Annotated in this window: 17 protein-coding genes; 3 read left to right on the top strand and 14 right to left on the bottom strand. The window is 44.2% G+C overall.

What is annotated here, in order from left to right:
* Positions 1 to 64: 64 nt before the first annotated feature.
* From norR to R7F67_RS10350, 7 genes are all read right to left on the bottom strand, one after another.
* On the bottom strand, positions 65 to 1,594 hold the full coding sequence (gene norR / locus R7F67_RS10320; protein WP_238765142.1) for a nitric oxide reductase transcriptional regulator NorR: 1,530 nt from the start codon (positions 1,592 to 1,594) through the stop codon (positions 65 to 67).
* Positions 1,595 to 1,796: 202 nt separating this feature from the next.
* Entirely contained in the window at positions 1,797 to 2,276 is a 480-nt protein-coding gene (locus R7F67_RS10325) for a glycine zipper 2TM domain-containing protein (RefSeq protein ID WP_005386695.1), read from the bottom strand.
* Positions 2,277 to 2,399: 123 nt separating this feature from the next.
* Positions 2,400 to 3,011, bottom strand: coding sequence for a CDP-alcohol phosphatidyltransferase family protein (locus R7F67_RS10330; protein WP_042522015.1), 612 nt, complete (start codon positions 3,009 to 3,011; stop codon positions 2,400 to 2,402).
* The gene (locus R7F67_RS10335) at positions 3,004 to 3,651 is read right to left on the bottom strand and encodes an ATP-binding cassette domain-containing protein (protein ID WP_158173799.1); all 648 of its coding nucleotides are present in this window, start codon (positions 3,649 to 3,651) and stop codon (positions 3,004 to 3,006) included. The genes R7F67_RS10330 and R7F67_RS10335 overlap by 8 nt, the downstream gene beginning before the upstream one ends.
* A complete protein-coding gene (locus R7F67_RS10340) occupies positions 3,617 to 5,326 on the bottom strand; it encodes an ABC transporter permease (RefSeq protein WP_213899657.1) in 1,710 nt (569 codons plus the stop codon). The genes R7F67_RS10335 and R7F67_RS10340 overlap by 35 nt, the downstream gene beginning before the upstream one ends.
* Before the next feature lie 9 nt (positions 5,327 to 5,335).
* Positions 5,336 to 6,496, bottom strand: coding sequence for an ABC transporter substrate-binding protein (locus R7F67_RS10345; RefSeq protein ID WP_158173801.1), 1,161 nt, complete (start codon positions 6,494 to 6,496; stop codon positions 5,336 to 5,338).
* 435 nt (positions 6,497 to 6,931) lie between these two features.
* Positions 6,932 to 7,378: an META domain-containing protein gene (locus tag R7F67_RS10350; RefSeq protein WP_005378077.1), complete on the bottom strand. Its 447-nt coding sequence runs from the start codon at positions 7,376 to 7,378 to the stop codon at positions 6,932 to 6,934.
* A gap of 184 nt (positions 7,379 to 7,562) precedes the next feature.
* Here R7F67_RS10350 and R7F67_RS10355 point away from each other — a divergent pair, with 184 nt between their 5' ends.
* Positions 7,563 to 7,811 (top strand): DUF1289 domain-containing protein, encoded by a 249-nt coding sequence (locus R7F67_RS10355; RefSeq protein ID WP_005378062.1) that lies wholly within the window; start codon positions 7,563 to 7,565, stop codon positions 7,809 to 7,811.
* Positions 7,812 to 7,946: 135 nt separating this feature from the next.
* Here the strand turns inward: R7F67_RS10355 and R7F67_RS10360 are convergent, their stop codons facing one another.
* The gene (locus R7F67_RS10360) at positions 7,947 to 8,168 is read right to left on the bottom strand and encodes a hypothetical protein (RefSeq protein WP_005386686.1); all 222 of its coding nucleotides are present in this window, start codon (positions 8,166 to 8,168) and stop codon (positions 7,947 to 7,949) included.
* Between the two features lie 415 nt (positions 8,169 to 8,583).
* Positions 8,584 to 10,272, bottom strand: a complete 1,689-nt coding sequence (gene ushA / locus R7F67_RS10365; RefSeq protein ID WP_104975241.1) for a bifunctional UDP-sugar hydrolase/5'-nucleotidase UshA — start codon at positions 10,270 to 10,272, stop codon at positions 8,584 to 8,586.
* A 752-nt stretch (positions 10,273 to 11,024) separates the two neighbouring features.
* Here ushA and R7F67_RS10370 point away from each other — a divergent pair.
* A complete protein-coding gene (locus R7F67_RS10370; protein ID WP_158173802.1) occupies positions 11,025 to 11,540 on the top strand; it encodes a GNAT family N-acetyltransferase in 516 nt (171 codons plus the stop codon).
* A 146-nt stretch (positions 11,541 to 11,686) separates the two neighbouring features.
* Here R7F67_RS10370 and rplY read toward each other — a convergent pair whose 3' ends face one another.
* From rplY to R7F67_RS10395, 5 genes are all read right to left on the bottom strand, one after another.
* Entirely contained in the window at positions 11,687 to 11,965 is a 279-nt protein-coding gene (gene rplY, locus R7F67_RS10375; RefSeq protein ID WP_005378066.1) for a 50S ribosomal protein L25, read from the bottom strand.
* A gap of 284 nt (positions 11,966 to 12,249) precedes the next feature.
* The gene (locus R7F67_RS10380; RefSeq protein WP_005378071.1) at positions 12,250 to 13,599 is read right to left on the bottom strand and encodes an ATP-binding protein; all 1,350 of its coding nucleotides are present in this window, start codon (positions 13,597 to 13,599) and stop codon (positions 12,250 to 12,252) included.
* Entirely contained in the window at positions 13,589 to 14,248 is a 660-nt protein-coding gene (locus R7F67_RS10385; RefSeq protein ID WP_005378073.1) for a response regulator transcription factor, read from the bottom strand. Before R7F67_RS10385 ends, R7F67_RS10380 begins: the two co-directional genes overlap by 11 nt.
* A gap of 76 nt (positions 14,249 to 14,324) precedes the next feature.
* A complete protein-coding gene (locus R7F67_RS10390) occupies positions 14,325 to 14,690 on the bottom strand; it encodes a PepSY domain-containing protein (RefSeq protein ID WP_372008595.1) in 366 nt (121 codons plus the stop codon).
* Between the two features lie 155 nt (positions 14,691 to 14,845).
* Entirely contained in the window at positions 14,846 to 16,597 is a 1,752-nt protein-coding gene (locus R7F67_RS10395) for a DEAD/DEAH box helicase (RefSeq protein WP_064353821.1), read from the bottom strand.
* A gap of 121 nt (positions 16,598 to 16,718) precedes the next feature.
* Between R7F67_RS10395 and rsuA the strand changes: the two genes are divergently transcribed.
* A complete protein-coding gene (gene rsuA, locus R7F67_RS10400) occupies positions 16,719 to 17,420 on the top strand; it encodes a 16S rRNA pseudouridine(516) synthase RsuA (protein WP_005388670.1) in 702 nt (233 codons plus the stop codon).
* Positions 17,421 to 17,572 lie beyond the last annotated feature (152 nt).

Genomic DNA, 17,572 nt, shown 5'->3' on the forward strand with positions numbered 1-17,572 from the left:
GAGTGATTGATGTGATTAAGACAACGCAGCTGATGTCTTAATCACATCGGCTTCTTGTGGTCGGTTATTTATTGATCCCGAGCTTTTTACCCATCCGATATAAGTTCCCTCGATCTATTTGTAAAAACTCCGCTGCTTTTGCCCAAACGCCACCAGTTTGGCTCAAAGCATGTTCAATTAAATCACGTTGATAGCTTTCTATTAGCTCTCGCATTGGTTGGCTTTCTTTAGGCAGATAATGCGATGTGTTTTTTACATCATCGAGAGCCAATGAGGTGTCGAAATGGTTAAGCATGATCGTGCTTGCGCCTTGTTGAATGGCGTGTAAAGCCGCGCGAGTTAAAGTGTGTTCGAGCTCGCGCACGTTTCCGTACCAAGGTAAAGATTCCAATTGAGTCAACACTTTAGGGTGAACGTGCAGATTGGGTGCATTGAATTGTTGGCGTACTTTTTCCAACAAATATCCTGCTAAAACGGGAATATCCCCGTCACGGGCACGCAGTGGGGGGACTTGGATTGGGAACACGTTCAAACGGTGGAAAAGGTCTGCTCGAAACGTGCCAGCTTCGACCTCTTTTTCTAGTTGTCGATTGGTCGCTGCGATGATGCGCACATTGACCATCAAATGCTGATCGCTACCTACACGTTGCAGCTCGCCTTGCTGAATTACGCGCAGCAATTTTGCTTGCAAAATCAAAGGCAGTTCGCCCACTTCATCAAGGAAAATCGTTCCACCGTCTGCCAGTTCAAACTTACCGGCACGGTGGCTATTAGCACCTGTAAATGCGCCTTTGACATGGCCAAACAGTTCACTTTCAGCCAGACCTTCAGGCAGGGCCGCACAGTTGACGTAAATCATCGGCTTATCGCTACGATGAGATTGCGCGTGCACCGAGTGCGCGACCAGTTCTTTACCAGTACCGGTCTCTCCTGTGATAAGTACCGCGTAATCTGATTGAGCAACGGTCGCAATGTTGTTTTTTAACTGGTTGATCTGCGGACTCAAACCCACCATTTCGCCATGTTGAGAACGGGCTTGCTGGATAAGGGTTTGAGTGACGCTTTTTTGCTTCTGGTTTTGTGCTTTGAGTGCTTTTAATTGCGCAATGTTACGCAATGTCGCAGCGGTCAAAGCTGCAAAGGTTTCGATAGCGACAGGGTCAATGTCATCAAACGCGCCCACTGTTAGAGCATCCATAGTTAGTGCGCCAACAAGTTGGCCTTCCACATACAAGCTAAAGCCCATGCAATCGTGTACATCAATGCACTGGTCTTCGGTTAATAGTGTGCCGTCAAAAGGATCAGGCAGTGAACAATCGGCATCGAAACGTACCGGTTCACGGCTATGAATAATGGCATCTAAGCGTGGATGTGCTTTGGGGAAATAGCGACGACCTAAGACCGAGCTAGATAAGCCTTTTACCGCGACAGGAGTCAAAAAACCATCCTCATCAAAGATAAACAGGCAGCTCGCATCACATGGGAATACTTGCGCGACCCCATCAATGAGGTTTTGATATTGCTGTTCGTGAGAACGATTAGAGCTGAGGTTTAGCGCGATATTAAGGAGTACGTGGTCAACAGTCGGAGTCATAACAAGCCCAAAGTTATCTGGAATGGGCTCATGCTAGCAACTTGATGTCATTTGAACATCGAAAGGTGTGGGAGATTGATGTTCCATTGACGACGATCAAGTTTGATACGAAAAGAAACGCGCAAGTTAACAAGTCAGTGATGTAAGCTTGCGCGGGTTAGGTGTTTGAATTAAAGCAGGCCAAAGGTTTGGTTCGTCCGAATTAACGAGGAACGACTCTAGCGTCATTACCAGAAACATTGATTTGGACCGCTTGGCCTGGTTGGAAAATCATGTTTGGATTTGCTTCTTGAACAATAGAGATAATCTTTCCGTCCTCTAAACGAATGGTCAGATTCACGCCATTTCTTTTCGCGGTTGCTTCAGCCGCTTTGCTGCCTGCATAGCCACCCAATAGACCACCACCAATGGCAGCGATATCCGAGCCAGAACCGCCCCCAACTTTTGAGCCTAAGATCCCGCCCACGGCAGCACCAGCGATGGTGCCAATGGCATTGGATTGGGTAGAGGCATCAATGGTTACGGGTTCTACTTTTTCTACTGTGCCGTAGTAAACCTGCTGAACTTTGCGAGTGTCGGATGAGCCGTATGCATCTCCGTACGGGTTAGGTGAGCTACAGCCACCAAGCACGAGCGCACAAGTAATGGTGAGCAACATGCCTAAATTGATCTGTTTTTTCATATAGCCTCCGAATGGTTTCTTCATTCAAAGAGTATATACCCCAATTTAACCTGCGTTTTGGTGCTTTATAAAACAGTGGCTTAGCGGCCTGTCCTTTAAGGAAACGCGATTGTCTAAGCAGTATTAATGATCGTTAAGCGTATGAAACCCTGAATAAATACGTGTAAAAGTAGTAAACCAGCATGCCGCGCCAAAGATATACGCGATGACGGCAAAGTGTTGCGGTAGCAAACAAAATAAAACCAAGCAGCCAATGGTTTCTGTACCTTCGGTTAAGCCGCTCATGTAGTAAAGCGATTTGTTTTTATATACCGGATTATCGATGCCTTGTTTTCCTGCCATGATGGCAAAAGCCAAAAAGCTGCTACCAGTGCCGATGAAGGAAAAAATCAAAAATGCGCCTGCAACGGCATTGTGCTCTGGGTTGGCAAGCACAAAGCCAAAAGGAATCAACGAATAGAACAAAAAATCTAAGCTGATATCAAGAAAGCCACCCGCATCGGTAATGCCTTGAATCCTTGCCAGTGCACCGTCTAACCCATCACAGATTCTGTTCAGCAAAATAAACAGCAACGCCAACAAGTACTGTTCGGTGATCAAAGCCGGCAGGGCAAAACAGCCAAGTACAAAACCAAACACTGTCGTCTGATTTGCAGTGATACCACATTTATCGAGATATTTCGCACTGAGTGCCAGCGGTTTGCGGATGAGCTTTATACTCAGGCTATCAAGCATGATTTGTCTCCCACGGCCAGTTTAGGCAGCGGCTGCCATCAGGAATATCGTCTTCATCGTGCGTTACCATCAAAGTAGGGATGTTCGCTTGCTGCAATTGTTCGACCACCCAATTGCGAAATTGCACGCGCAGGTCTTTATCCAGCTTGCTATAGGGCTCATCAAGTAGCGCAACTTTTGGCTTTGCTAGCAGCATACGAGTCAATGAGATACGGGCACGTTGCCCTCCCGAAATTTGGTCAGGAAAGGACTCTGCTAGTTTGGCCAATGAAATGTTCTTCAGTGCTTGCATAGCGTGAGCTTTACGCTCTTCACCTTTGATTGAGTTTGGTAGCGCGAAGGCAAGGTTCTCCCACACCGTTAAATGAGGGAAGAGCAAATCTTCTTGGAATAGAATACCGACCTGACGCTTATGGGCAGGGAGGGCATCCAACTTTTCGTTATCAAGCGTAATGGATCCAGAGTAGTTGAACTCGGCGGATAGGTGCCCGGCAATGGCATCCAACAAAGTGGATTTACCACAACCGCTAGGCCCCATCAGGGTAACGATTTCACCTTTTTCTACGGTCATGTTGAACGCTGAAAAAAGCGCGTCGCCATTGGTTTTACGGATGGCGAGGTTTTCGAGACAAAGACTCATTCAGTAGTAAACCTTTTATAGACAAGCGGCGATACTTCCTGTGCAAGTGGCTAAGCAGTATCGCAAAAGAAAAGAACAAGAATGGCAGCAGAGCTTGCCAAATGGCGTAAATAGCGGTGACACGTCGGTCAAAACCACTGGATAGTGCAACGGCTTCGGTTGTGATGGTGCTAATGCGCCCAGCCCCTAGCACCAATGTTGGTAGGTATTGCGCCAGGCTGACACTAATACCGACAGCCCACGCGAATGCAATTGCAGGCAGGAGGATTGGCAGTTTCACTTTTAACCAAGCTTGCATCGGTGATTTACCCAAGCTGAGTGCGACGCGAGTTAAGCCGTTATCGAAGCTGCGCCACGGACCGTCTAGCGAGAGGTAAATAAATGGGAACGCAAAGAATACATGCGCCCAACATACCCAAAAGAAATACGCATTACTGTTTAAGTACAGCGTCACTACTTGCATACCGAATAGCACGGATAGCTGAGGAATCAGCATTGGGATGGCGATGATGTAACCGGGCACCTGCCAGCGATAACGGAGACGATACTCATGTGCTATTAAAGCAAGAACTAGCGCGACAGTCGCGCTGATTAGGGCGATTGACATACTTTGTTCTAGAGTCCCTAGAATACTGTGCCATTCGTATTCCCAAAAACGCAGGCTGTAACGGCTTGGGAGCAAATCTGGAAAGCGCCAACGTTGGGCAAAGCTCCACAGCACCATGAGTGGAATCATTAGAAGTGCAAGTAGCGCGACCAGTGAAAATAGGGTTTTACCGGGTAAACGAAACCCGTTTCGACCAGAGTACTGCCAGCGTTTGAAGCCTTTGGTAATACACCATTCCATTAAGCGTGCAAATCCAATCAAAAGGCTAGCGATCGCAAACAGTATTACTGCGCCAGCGGCAGCTCTTGGTAGGAGCGATAAATCTGGATCGTTAAACCATTGCCATACCAAAACCGCAAACGTGGGTGGGTTGGTAGGGCCAATAATCAGGGCGACATCGACAACGGACAAACTGTAAGCCAATACCGCCAGCATTGGGAAACGAAGTTTTGCTAACCATTGCGGAAATACGCATTTCCACCACGCTTGCGCGGAACTGTAGCCCATCGAGTGACTGACTTTTTCAACCTTATCGACTTTCAATTGCTGAAGGATCGGAATACTCATCAACAATAAAAACGGCACTTCTTTAATCGCAAGTATGATGATCAAACCGAGTGCATGTGGGTCCTTAATCAGCAATGCTAAGTCATTCACCGTTTGTGCATTCGGGTCGTAACCAAACAGTTGGTTGAGAACACGAACGCCCATACCAGTTGGGGCAAACAAGAACGCAAAGCCAATTGCAAACGCGACGTGCGGCATCGCGAGAAGTGGGGAAAGGCTAACTTCAATTTTTCGCCAAAACTTACTGCCCCAAGAGGCTTGTAGAATTGCAAATGCGATGAAGCAAGCCAAGTAGCTACTGAAAATGGCGGAGTAGAAAGTAAGCCCGATGGATGTCCAAACACCTTCCCAATCAAAGACGGCATTGAAGCCATCAAAAGAAAAGTGGTGTAGACCGATAGGAGGTACATAACCGAGCGCAGAGACCACCACTCCAAGTAGTCCCGGAATGGTAGGCAAAATACAAACTGCGATAATGACTAAATACAGCGCTCTTAACATGGATTCTTACTAATTCCCGTAGCGTTTCAACCATTCTTTTTCCAACGCCGCTTGCCAACTTGGATGTGGCTCAGCGATAGATTTGAATTGTTGAGTGTTTTTGGCCGAACCAGTTAAGTATTGGTTGCTTAGTACCGAAGGGTCGCCCCAGATGTTTAGGTTACCTTTGCGAGACTGTGCTTCAGGGCTCAATAAAAAGTTTATCGCAACTTGTGCACCAGCACTGGCATTTGCGTTCCAAGGAATCGCTAAAAAGTGGATATTTGAGAGTGCTCCTGCGTCCATTGCGTACGCTTTGGTGCTCTCTGCAAGATTACCGCTCGACTGCGCAGAGAAAACCGCGTTCGGGTTAAAGGTAATCGCCAGGTCAGTCTGACCATCATCTAGTAGCTGAAGGGTTTCTGCTGTACCGCCTGGAAACTGCTTACCACCGCGCCAAGCGACTTTATGGAACTCATCTAGATAAGACCACAGCGGTTGAGTGACTTGCTCAAACGTGTTATCGGTAACTGGTTGTTGCAGCTCAGGGGCGTTGTTAGACAGTTCAATGAGTAATGCTTTGATAAAGCTTGTGCCATGAAACTCTGGTGGTCGAGGGTAAGTCAGGCGATTCGGGAACGCTTTTGCATAGCTCAGCATTTCTGCGAATGATTTTGGAGGGTTATGGAGGGTTTGCTCGTCATGGATAAACACTAATTGTCCTACTCCCCAAGGTGCTTCTAGACCTTCTGTTGGCTCGGAGAAGTCCACATCAATTGGTAGAGATTTATCCACATATTGCCAGCTTGGCAAACCTTCGACAAAAGGACCAAATAGCAATTGGTTATCCTTCATTGATTTGAAGTTTTCGCCATTGATCCAAACCATATCAACACTGCCACCGCTGTTTTTGCCTGCCGCTTTTTCTGCGATAAGTCGAGTAGTGGTCTCAGAAATATCAGTTACTTTAACGTGGTTTAGCGTCACGTTATAACGTGATTTTAGCTCTCTACTCGCCCACTGTATGTAGCGATTAATTTCTTGGCTTCCGCCCCAAGCATGAAAGTAGACGGATTGCCCGTCGGCTTGTTGTTCGATTTTTTGCCATTCGCTATTCACTGATGAATCGGCAAAAGAAGGTGTCGCAAAAGTCGTGGCTAAAATGCCAATGCTGCTGAGTAGCTTTTTCATATCTATTCCGTGTTATGTCTTTTGGTGCTTGCTTTCGTTTCTATTGACGTTTTCGCAAGTCGTTCCGCTCTGTTACAAGGATAGTAATTCATCTCTCTCTATTATCAATGCCAATCCCAAACGGAATCACTCATTGATTCAAAGAATTACTCTCAATGTGAAGCAAAACGAATAAAGGACAAATTTGGTGTCATTTTAGGAGCGGACCGTTTGTTTGAGGATATTCTTTCAAGTAATTGAAAATTATTGTCCCCAGAGATATGAATAGGTTGTTTTACAGAGCAAAATTGATGTCTAAAGCATGGAATTGAGGGCGAAAAGAGAAAGAAAGTTGGCCATTTAAATGACTTTAGCATGCATGACTAACGATTCATCGATATAAAAAAAGCAGCCGTTTGGCTGCTTTAAGATACTATCTGGTTTACTTAGTTGGGATTAGTTTACCCAGTCACGTAGTGTAAACGTCAATTCGTGATCGGCACTTTTCAGAACAAGACCATCTTTAGTTAGCGTGATATCGCTCCAGTTAGATAGTGTTTGTGTCATTGCGTTTTCGATCTTCATTTGATCTTCCATACACATCTTCATGGTCATGCCCATTTTTTCGATGCGTAGTTGGTTGTTTTTCAACTCGGCTTGACCGAAGAAGTTGTTACAACCTGCGTTGCCGTTTGCGGTTAGATTTTCACCGATTTCTAGGCGAGCCGCTTTTTGGTGTTCGTCTAGAACGATATTTTTGCCATCAACTTGAACAAGTTCCCAGTTGTGGTGCTGCAAATCTTGAGCCGTTATTTCTTTCACATCATCACCGTTGCTAGCACAAGCAGTCATAAGAACAGGGAGAGAGATTGCTGTAACTAACGTTTTTAGGCTAAGCTTCATTTTATAGACTCCGTTTTTATAAACGCGGTAAGTATAAGTAATAAAACACTGTTTTTGTCAGCATAAGGTTATGGTTTCGTATGTTTTTGACATAACGAAGTATATAGCAAGTTTTGTTGCTGACTAATCTTCTCATTATTTAAACTAGGCCAATACGCCCTAATATGGAAAGAGCGGTTTTAGTATGGAGCAACTGGAGTTTTTTACTGTCCCAAGCCCTTGTGTTGGAGTATGTACCTCCGATGAAAAAGGGTATTGCAAGGGGTGTATGAGAAAGAGAGAGGAAAGGTTTAATTGGCTTAACTTAACCCCCGCTCAGCAGTTGCACGTTATTAAGTTGTGTCGTCAAAGGTACAGAAGAAAGATGTTGGCCGGGAAGACGAAGCCAGAACAGCTTCAAGATGAGTCATCGCCTCAACAAGACTTATTCTAGAATTCTTGTTCAGTCTGTGGGGTTACGCCTTCGCTTTCGGTTCTGATTAGGCTTTTACATATTCCCGGTCCGGCAAGGTGTCCTTTAAGAACCGGGAATCTCCTATCCATTTTCCCTATAGAGCGGTAATTGGCGTTATTTCATCGACCAACGGTCGCTAACCCAGCCTCCCGCTTGTTCGTCGAAGTGATTTCCTGAAAATCGATGATTGAATTCAACATCTAATTTACTTGTTGGGCGTTCATCCATCAGTTGATGAATATATCTCGCCATAGGATCCGTACAAGCTTCACGCTCTCTACGGGTAACTACTTCTTTGATCATTTGGAGTCTGTAGCTATTGCTGGCTCGTTTCATTTTTGACCTCCAGAACTCGATGGCAGCAGTTTGAACACATTGACGTCCAGATCGCTGCTCATTAGTGTGCGCGTGGAGGCACATCACCATCGTTTGAAGTCCAAAGACAAATTGTTTGAGAGCAGTGTTTGTAACGCCATTCACATCTTTCTCAGAATCATTGACTATGCTATTAAAAATGTTTCGCGAAATTTAGCCGATGAACCTGCATATTTAAAAGACCTTATCAAACATAGAAGCCCAACACAGGGGCGTCAATAACACAAATGAACAATTTTTGAACATATTGTGAAGGTGGAGAGTTTTCAGTAATTTATCGAAAATAAAAAACCGAAGCACAAAGCTTCGGTTTTGAGGAAAGCCCTGACGAAATTGCTTGTAAAAGCTCTTAGTGCCAGGGGGAAGGTGTTTAGTATTAGCTACCAGATGCAGGACAGCCTTTTACTGGTTGGCCATTACTGAAGTATTTGATGTTCTCTAAGTTCTTGTTGTAGTTATCCGCAGAGATTTGTGGGTTGTTTACGAAGAACTCGCGCAAAACGTATGCATCAGTTAGCTGTGTAGATTGAACATCGATGATTGGATAGTTATCGCCACCAGCAGCACTGAAGCTGATTACAGAGAATGTGTACGTTTCGTTTAGATCGAAGCCTTTATTGTTAATATCGGTAATGGTTACTGAGCCAGCATCACAATTTACATCTAAAGTGATGTTATCTAGTTGAGCGTAAGCACCAGACCCTGCAGATTTCGTCGCAACCACGTCTAGGTATTCTTTAACTTCTTTACCTGTCATAGTTGCTTTAGTCACGAAGTTACCAAATGGCTGAACCGTTAGTACGTCACGGTAAGTGATATCACCATCTTGGATTGAATCACGCACGCCGCCAGAGTTCATCACACCAAAGTCAGCATTTACCGTTTTGTAAGTACGGTATGCCTCGCCGAGTAGGTGACCTAGGTTAGTTTGTTGAGAGCGAACTACGTTACGATCACCTTCTAACTTACCCGTCGTATTAGAAATCTTCTCATCTAATAACTCTTGACCTTGTTGTTGGTATGGCAGTAGTAACGCTTTTACTGTTGCATCTTGTTGAATTCGTTCACCGATAACTTCATCGTTTTCGTCTAGAAGGTTTACAGGAATCAGTGCGTAGTTCGCTAAGTGAAGCTTGCCGTCGTAGTATTCGAAGTCAGCACGACCCACATATTTACCCCACTCATGCGCTTGCATAATCCAAGTGCCTTTTTGTTGGTCTGGGGCACAATCATCCCCAGGTTTGAAATCAGCATACTCATTGGTACCTGGTTCCATACATACAGGGTTTTGCGAGTGACCACCGATGATAGCGTTTAGCTGTCCTTCTTCAAGAGAGCGAGCGAGTTTCACGTCACCTGGTGCTTCACTACCGTTTTTACCATCTTCGTAGTGACCCATGTGCGTCGTTGCAAATACTAGGTCTACCTTTTCGTTCTCTTCGATTTCCTTCAGTACCTTTTTGATTTCTACTTGAGGGTCTTCAAAGTGGATGTTTGATACGTTGTCTGGATTGACTAGCTTCGCAGTGTCTTGCGTTGTTAGACCAATAACAGCGATCTTAAGGCCGTTGATAGTAAATACTTTGTAAGGGTCGAAGTAACGCTCGTTTGTATCTTTTTTATAGATATTTGCAGCCAGCATAGGGAAGTCAGCTAGCTCGGCTTGCATATCGAGAATATCTAGTGAGTTATCAAATTCGTGGTTACCGACAGCCATTGCATCGTAACCAAGTAGGTTCATCCCTACGAAGTCTGGAACCGCATCTTGCATGTCTGATTCTGGTACACCGGTATTAATATCACCGCCAGATAGCAGAATGGTTTCACCGCCTTTTGCTTCGACTTCTGCGCGGATAGATTCGATTAAAGTGTGACGCGCAGCCATGCCGTATTCGCCGTCGCTGTTATGCCAAAAGCGACCATGGTTATCGTTAGTGTGGAGAACGGTGAACTTAGTACAAGAATCTGCAGTCTCGCAGGTTACTGGAGAATTGTCGCTGTCTGAGCCGCATCCTGCTAGCGCAGCGCCCACTGCCACTACCAAAAGAGATTTGGAAAACTTCATAAGGGATCCTTTCTTTGTGATTTTGTTATTGTTACGGCGTGAAATATACGGAATTAATGTGAAACTTTAGTGATCTATCTCTTATTTATACTTCTATCGGAGAAATGAATTAATAAGCCTGCAAACTACGTCTATAAATAAACAGAATTGGTATTTAGTATTTATTTTATATCGCTAGCTCTATTTTTTGTGAGGTAGTTAATTGAATGTGTGTTGTTTGTGTGAATCAATGCGCATTTTTGCGAAGTATTACGCTGATTTTGGTGATTATTTTGCCAAGTTTATGTTTTTCCTAATAGGTATGACACAAATCGTTATAAATTTTCGCTCTGATGATGAGGGGGGGCGGTTTGTATGCATAATGAACAGCACAGAGCTTAAACTCATTTGATCATGGCTTTATTCTGCCAAACTCTATCAAAAATTGTATTTATCTCTTTACTATAATTGCGATCGTTTAGAAACCTTATGCTTTAAGCATCGTTTATTTATCCTCATCTGATACCTTATCGTGCTTATTCCGCATTTGACACTCGAATATTTAAACAAATAGATTCAACCTAATGAGTCAAAATGAAAAGTAAATAATGGTTCGTTCTTCTTCGAATATTATGATGTGAACTATCATTTAATTAATGCAAATGAAATGGATTAATGTAAAGCGTTGCGACTATAGCTGTTATCTTTGAGCTTTGGTTTAAAGGGTAGGGTTAAAAGAATTTGTAAGTGGTGAACGCTAATAAAGGATGCTTATGAGATACACAGTAAGGGACGCACTCAAAAAGGAAGCAGCCCAAATCGCCAAGATACACGTTGATTCTTGGCAGGTGGCGTATAAAGGATTAATGCCAAAGAGCTACATAGAGCAGTTTACGATTGAGCGTCGAGAAAGGATGTGGGCGCGAGTGATGACGGAGCAACTGGCCCAATTGATCGTAGTTGAGAGGCAAGGAGAAATTGTTGGCTTTTTAAGTTACGAGTTACCTAACCACACCAGCGAAGATAGAACGGCATTAGTGACATGTTGCTACGTTACGCCGATACATTATGGGCAAGGAGCAGGAAGTGCACTGTTAGATGAGTTAGAGACACGTTTGCTCTCTACGTCAGTTATGCAGATCAGTTTGAAAGCACTGGATACTAATCAACAGGGGCTTAACTTTTACAAGAAGTGTGGTTTTGTGCGTACTGGAGAGGAAGAGTCGGAAGTGATTGAGAGTATGACGCTGACCGATCTCACTTTAGTGCAGTATATTGCCCGTTCATAAATCAAATGTTATATGCCAAATATAGTAAAACCCCGGAGGTGGTAAGACTCCGGGGTTTTGAAATTTTTAGATGTCTCGGTTGGTAAGTCCGATTATCTTTTATGCAAAAGGTTTGGATTTAATCCGATTAATTCCTTGGTAGGGAATTAGATGCGGATGAAGTCCATGTGTTCAACTTTTGGCTTGAACGCGTGACGTTGAACGTCTTGTGGCTTAACTTTAACTTCTTTGCCATCGATAACTAGAACGATGCCTTCGTAGAATTCAGGCTTGTCCATTTGGTTTACGATGTCGTCGTGGTTAAGAACGATAGCTACTGCTGCTTCTTCACCGCCGTATACAACTGCAGGGAATTTGCCAGCGTGACGTAGGCGGCGGCTCGCACCTTTACCTAGTTCAGTACGTACTACTGCTTCGAATTTCATAGTATTTACTCTCAAATTAGTAAAAATCAAATGTTCACAATCAACAATGCGACCTTGTTGTTCGTGGTAAAGCTTGAAACAGGAACTGTTCAAGCGAGCGCGGATACTATCATTCCACTTATAAATGGGCAACCCAAATCGTATCCAAATCAACAAAAAGGTATGATTTAGCGGGGTGGAAGGTTATCCCTTTTAACGCTTTGCTTGGATTTTGTTCACATCGACTTCATTTTCATCGGTTTACTAATCATGGTCCGAAGAACAAAGTTTATGTGTTATATGCTTTATGTTCGGCTGAGATGTAAGACTAAAGATGCTTTTAATCCACCTAAAGCGCTTGTATCCAATGTTAATTGACCTCGGTAACTGTGTGCCATTTCACTGACTATGTTTAGACCAAGACCTGAGCCAGGGGTTGTTTCATCCAATCTAACTCCTCTCTTGATTACTTGACTCAGTTTCTCTTTAGGGATGCCTGGCCCATCATCTTCAATAATGATGTGTATATTTTCCTTATCCTGAGAGGAGTGCACACGAATCATGCTGTTGGCCCACTTATAGCCATTTTCTAGCAAGTTACCTAGCATTTCATCGAGATCGGTCTGCTCTACTGCTACATTCAGCTCTGAATCAAGTTCATTAATTAAGGTAATGCTTCGGCTCGCATACACTTTATCAAACGCCATTGAGATAGCATCCACACGATCTGCTGGGTTCGACTTCACTGATAATATGTTCATCGATCCGGCCATACGGGCACGACCCAAATGGTAATCGATATGGTCTTGTATTTGATTGATTGGAGCTCGGAGACGGGATTGTGCCTCAGGTTCTAACGTCTGAACTTCATTTTTTAGAACAGAAAGTGGCGTTTTAAGTGCATGAGATAGGTTACCTGCATGATTGCGAGCTCTCTCTAGTAATTCTTGGTAATGGAACAGCAGAGCGTTGAGGTCGAAGATTAGAGGAGAAATCTCTTTTGGGTAGGTTTCTTCTAGACTCTTTTTATTACCAGACTTCAGCTCGGCTAATTCTTTTTGTAGCTTTGTAAGCGGACTCAATGACCAAGCAATTTGCAGTAAAATGACGGTAAGCACGCCCGCGAATAATAAACCCAAAATAAGCCAAAGTTGGCCGATTAACGTCTGAAGGGTATTTTTAATGGGCTCTTCGTCAATACCAATAATAATGTGAATAGGACCATCGTAATCAGGAAGATACAGTGCTTTTTCTAGCGTAATTAGTTTTTCGCCTCTTGCTCCATACGCATCTTTATCCAAACCTTTGTATTCGATTTTTTTGTCCCACAACGAACGAGAACGTTCGAGGCTTGCCTCTGTAGAGGCACTCCAATACAAACCACTGTAAGGTCGGTTAAATCGAGGGTCTGATAGCTGAGCTGCGAGTGAAAGATGCCCGGTGTTATCGACTTCTAACTGTGCGGCGACTTCATCCATAAAAATGCTGAGCTGTGAGCGAGTGTCATCAACCATATAGTTGTAGACCTGCGTCGGTATCGTCACACCAGCGGCGAGGATCATTGCCGTTAACCAAACGATCGCCGCTAAAACGAGGCGACTTTTGATACTCAGTCGTTTTATTGCGTTCAACGGTAGCCTGTTTCTATTCGGCATTTAATTGGTATCCCAACCCTCGGACAGTTTTGATGATCTTTGGTGCGATTTTTTTGCGAATTCGGCCGATAAAAACTTCGATTGTGTTGGAGTCACGATCAAAGTCTTGTTTGTAAATGTGCTCGACGAGTTCGGTTCGAGAAATCACTTTTTCCGGGTTATGCATAAAGTAAGCGACCACTTTATACTCTAGCGCCGTCAAGCTTACCGCTTGCCCTTGCCACATGACTTTAGAAGTGCGTGTATCCAAGCTCAAGTCGCCAATTTGCATCACAGGAGAGGCATTACCAGAGGCTCTTCGTAGCTGTGCACGAATACGAGCGATAAGCTCAACCATTTCAAATGGTTTAGTTAGGTAATCGTCTGCACCTGCGTTTAAGCCTTCAACTCGCTGCGTTAGGGTGTCGCGAGCGCTTAGAATCACGACAGGAGTATTAATGTTTTCATCTCGGATGCCTTTTAGGACGGTAAGACCATCCAGTTTTGGCAAGCCGAGGTCAAGAACAATGGCGTCCCATTCTTCCGAAGTCGCGCGATACAGAGCGTCTATGCCATCTTGGGACAGTTCTGGTACCCAGCCGGTACTTTCTAATGTTTCGATGATTTGCTCGCCTAAACGAGGATCATCTTCAACAACAAGTATTTTCATATTGATGATTCTTATTATGTTTGGATTTTTATCGAAGTAAGCTACGCATCGCGTCTGGATTACGCATTAGACAAGTTTAGTTGTTTTGCGGCTTTAACGCTTTGTTAAAGCTGCGACCTTTGATCTCAAGCATTTCCAGCGTGGCGGCGTCGTACTCAACTTTCAGGACGCTATTGTTGTACAGAATTTTCAATTCATACACCCAAGCATCATCATCTTCTTCAAGCTCGACCTTGATGATGCGGCCGTATAGGTCGTTTTCTACTGCGGCGTAAAGTTCCGAAAATGGTCGTATATATCCTTGTTGAACCGCGCGATAGACCTCATCTTGATCTTCATCGAATTCGATACGTGTTCCTGGCTTTTCGACATCTTGCACGATGGCGTGGCCATTTTGTGATGTGTACTCGTTGCCATGCTTGGCAAAACTTGGTGCACACATGAATGTCGCAATAAGGCCGAAAAGTAACGCAGAATGTAGAGAAGTCGTTGCTTTATACATAGTCAAACCTTTTCTGGAGCGTTAGCCGCAGTATATCGGATATAGATGAACAGAGAGTGAATCAGCTAATTAAGTTTTGCCATGTGTTGTGGATGTTATTTCAACTCATCTTCAAAAATTTTATCTCGCAGCTTCCAAAAGCGACCAGATTTTCTAGCAATAACAAACTGAGGCAAACGGAAACGATGTTGATTAGCGACAACGCGTGTCGGTGAAGCCTCTTCAAAAGGGCGATGCTTGTCTGCTAAGTGGGGACGTACGAACTGATCTTTAAACGTTTGTTTTTGTTTTTTGGTACTCAATGACCAAAACTCATGAACTAACGCATTGCCTTCGCCTTGGTATGGTTCACCAGAATACGTCACTTTTAGCTGAGATTTACCATCACTGGACTTAAATACAGATAGGTCCATTTCTGTGCATTCAAAGATTAATGCATCTTTGAGATTAAGGGCTTCTTTTAGCTTTTTATCTGGGTCAACGAGCGTCGCGTCACACTCATGACAAATTCGTGCAGCGATATCGTTGTCCGCACCACATTCACCACAGTATTTGGCACGAAAACGGTAGCCACAGTGTTCACGTTCGCCTGTGTCTTCATCTTCAAAGTAACCTTGGCAACGTCTGCCAAAGTGTTCAACCAAGAAACCGTTACTATCCAACTTACCCCAGAAGTTGTTATTGAATCCGCAAGCCGGGCAAGGAATCGTGATAATTTCACTGTCAGAGTCTGGTTTTGGATCACCGACTTCAGGTTGGTATAAATCGTAGCTGTTGCCTGCGTAATCAAGCACTAAACATTCTGATTTTCCGTCTGATAAGCGTAATCCTCGTCCTACTATCTGTTGGTACAGACTGACTGACTCTGTTGGTCGCAAAATCGCGATTAAATCGACATGCGGCGCATCAAACCCGGTTGTCAGTACCGAAACATTGACTAAGTATTTTATTTGACGATTCTTGAACGCTTGGATGATCGCATCGCGCTCCAGCGTAGGTGTATCACCAATGACGATTTCAGTTTCGCCTTCTGGCAATAAACTGTGTATCTCCTGTGCGTGTCGAACAGTTGCAGCGAAGATCATGACACCTTGACGCTCTTTCGCATATTGCATGATTTGCTCAACAATTTGTGGAGTCGCACGTTTGGCTTTATCGATCACCATGTCCATTTCTGCTTCTTTGTAGCGTCCGGTGTTAGCGGGCTTCAGCTGAGAGAAGTCGTAAGACAAAACGGGCGCATCCATCATGCGGGCTGGAGTGAGGAAGTTTTCGTCGAGCAAGTAACGGATCGGCAGTTCGAAAATACAATCGCGGAAGAATCGAGGCTCTTCGGTTCGCACTTGACCTCGGGTGTGATACTGATAAATCCAGCCCATTCCTAAACGATAGGGCGTTGCAGTTAGTCCTAGCACCTTAATGCCAGGGTTCAGTTCTCGTAAGTGAGTAATAACTTTTTGGTAGCTGCTGTTTTTGTCATCTGGCACACGATGGCACTCATCAATAACGAGCAGAGAAAACTGGTTTTTGAACGAATCTAAGTTACGTACGACCGATTGAACCGAAGCAAACACGACTTGCTGGTCAGTTTCTTTTCGTCCCAATCCTGCTGAGAAGATGGAACCTTTTAAACCATAACCTTCATACTTTGCGTGGTTTTGCTCGACCAGTTCTTTTACGTGGGCGAGGACTAACACTCGTCCTTTCGCAAGGCGAGCAAGTTCTGCGATCACCAAGCTTTTTCCTGCACCGGTTGGCAGCACGATCACTGCTGGTGTCGAGTGTTTACGAAAGTAATGAATAACGGCTTTAACCGAGTCGGCTTGATAAGGACGAAGTGTGTACATGAAAATATGTGAAATTGCTCAACTATTCGAACGAGGAACGCTATAATACCTGACTTTTATACCCAAGTGACCTTTAAACCAAGATTTAGAGATCACTTGGGTATAATTCAATGAGGTATTCATGCGTTTAGATAAATATTTGTGTGACGCTCTGGGTGCAACACGCAAACAGGCAACAAAGATCATCAAAAGTGGAGACATCACCGTTGACGGTGAGGTTCAAAAAAGTGGTGCATTTAAAGTACCTAAAGGTGCGGAAGTGATGTGGGAAGACCGTGTTATTGGTGCTCCTGGTCCTCGTTACATTATGTTGTATAAGCCTGCTGACTTTGTTTGTTCACATGAAGATGGCTACAACCAAACTGCATTCGCATTGCTTGATGAGCCTAAAATTGAAAACCTTCACTTTGCGGGCCGATTAGATGTCGACACAACTGGTTTAGTGTTGATTACGGATGATGGTAAGTGGTCTCACCGTATTACCTCACCTAAGCATAAGTGTGAGAAAACGTACCGTGTTTGGCTCGTCGATGCTATTCAGCCTGATTATGCGGAAAAGCTCGAACAAGGCATCATTTTGCGCAATGAATCAGAAGCAACATTGCCTGCTCGTTTGGAAATCGTGAACGAGGCCGAGAATGAAGTATTGTTAACTATCGTGGAAGGTAAGTATCACCAAGTGAAACGTATGTTCGCGGCGTTAGGAAATAAAGTTGAGTACTTACATCGTGAGCGTATTGGTTCTATCGAACTTGATGAGGCACTAGAACCAGGTGATTATCGCTACCTCACGCAAGAAGAAATTGATTCTATTTGGAATTAATTGTCGGCATGGGAAATTCTTTAGTTCCTAATAGGAACTAGTCTTTTGGTAGGAATTGGCTCAAAATAAATCTTCCTACCAAAATTAGTGCCTAGACAATTCCGGTGTGCTTACTCATCTCAGTGATACGCCTTTGCATTTAGCTGAGGCAT

It is taken from the genome of Vibrio sp. YT-17, assembly GCF_033337375.1.
GTDB lineage: Bacteria > Pseudomonadota > Gammaproteobacteria > Enterobacterales > Vibrionaceae > Vibrio > Vibrio alginolyticus.

Bases quoted from the DNA above. Each gene is read 5' to 3' on its own strand.
- R7F67_RS10395 (WP_064353821.1), bottom strand. From the start codon at position 16,597: ATGTACACACTTCGTCCTTATCAAGCCGACTCGGTTAAAGCCGTTATT.
- R7F67_RS10385 (WP_005378073.1), bottom strand. From the start codon at position 14,248: ATGAAAATACTTGTTGTTGAAGATGATCCTCGTTTAGGCGAGCAAATC.
- rplY (WP_005378066.1), bottom strand. From the start codon at position 11,965: ATGAAATTCGAAGCAGTAGTACGTACTGAACTAGGTAAAGGTGCGAGC.
- rsuA (WP_005388670.1), top strand. From the start codon at position 16,719: ATGCGTTTAGATAAATATTTGTGTGACGCTCTGGGTGCAACACGCAAA.
- R7F67_RS10345 (WP_158173801.1), bottom strand. From the start codon at position 6,496: ATGAAAAAGCTACTCAGCAGCATTGGCATTTTAGCCACGACTTTTGCG.
- R7F67_RS10340 (WP_213899657.1), bottom strand. From the start codon at position 5,326: ATGTTAAGAGCGCTGTATTTAGTCATTATCGCAGTTTGTATTTTGCCT.
- R7F67_RS10335 (WP_158173799.1), bottom strand. From the start codon at position 3,651: ATGAGTCTTTGTCTCGAAAACCTCGCCATCCGTAAAACCAATGGCGAC.
- R7F67_RS10350 (WP_005378077.1), bottom strand. From the start codon at position 7,378: ATGAAGCTTAGCCTAAAAACGTTAGTTACAGCAATCTCTCTCCCTGTT.
- ushA (WP_104975241.1), bottom strand. From the start codon at position 10,272: ATGAAGTTTTCCAAATCTCTTTTGGTAGTGGCAGTGGGCGCTGCGCTA.
- R7F67_RS10325 (WP_005386695.1), bottom strand. From the start codon at position 2,276: ATGAAAAAACAGATCAATTTAGGCATGTTGCTCACCATTACTTGTGCG.
- norR (WP_238765142.1), bottom strand. From the start codon at position 1,594: ATGACTCCGACTGTTGACCACGTACTCCTTAATATCGCGCTAAACCTC.
- R7F67_RS10355 (WP_005378062.1), top strand. From the start codon at position 7,563: ATGGAGCAACTGGAGTTTTTTACTGTCCCAAGCCCTTGTGTTGGAGTA.
- R7F67_RS10370 (WP_158173802.1), top strand. From the start codon at position 11,025: ATGAGATACACAGTAAGGGACGCACTCAAAAAGGAAGCAGCCCAAATC.
- R7F67_RS10380 (WP_005378071.1), bottom strand. From the start codon at position 13,599: ATGCCGAATAGAAACAGGCTACCGTTGAACGCAATAAAACGACTGAGT.
- R7F67_RS10360 (WP_005386686.1), bottom strand. From the start codon at position 8,168: ATGAAACGAGCCAGCAATAGCTACAGACTCCAAATGATCAAAGAAGTA.
- R7F67_RS10390 (WP_372008595.1), bottom strand. From the start codon at position 14,690: ATGTGTGCACCAAGTTTTGCCAAGCATGGCAACGAGTACACATCACAA.
- R7F67_RS10330 (WP_042522015.1), bottom strand. From the start codon at position 3,011: ATGCTTGATAGCCTGAGTATAAAGCTCATCCGCAAACCGCTGGCACTC.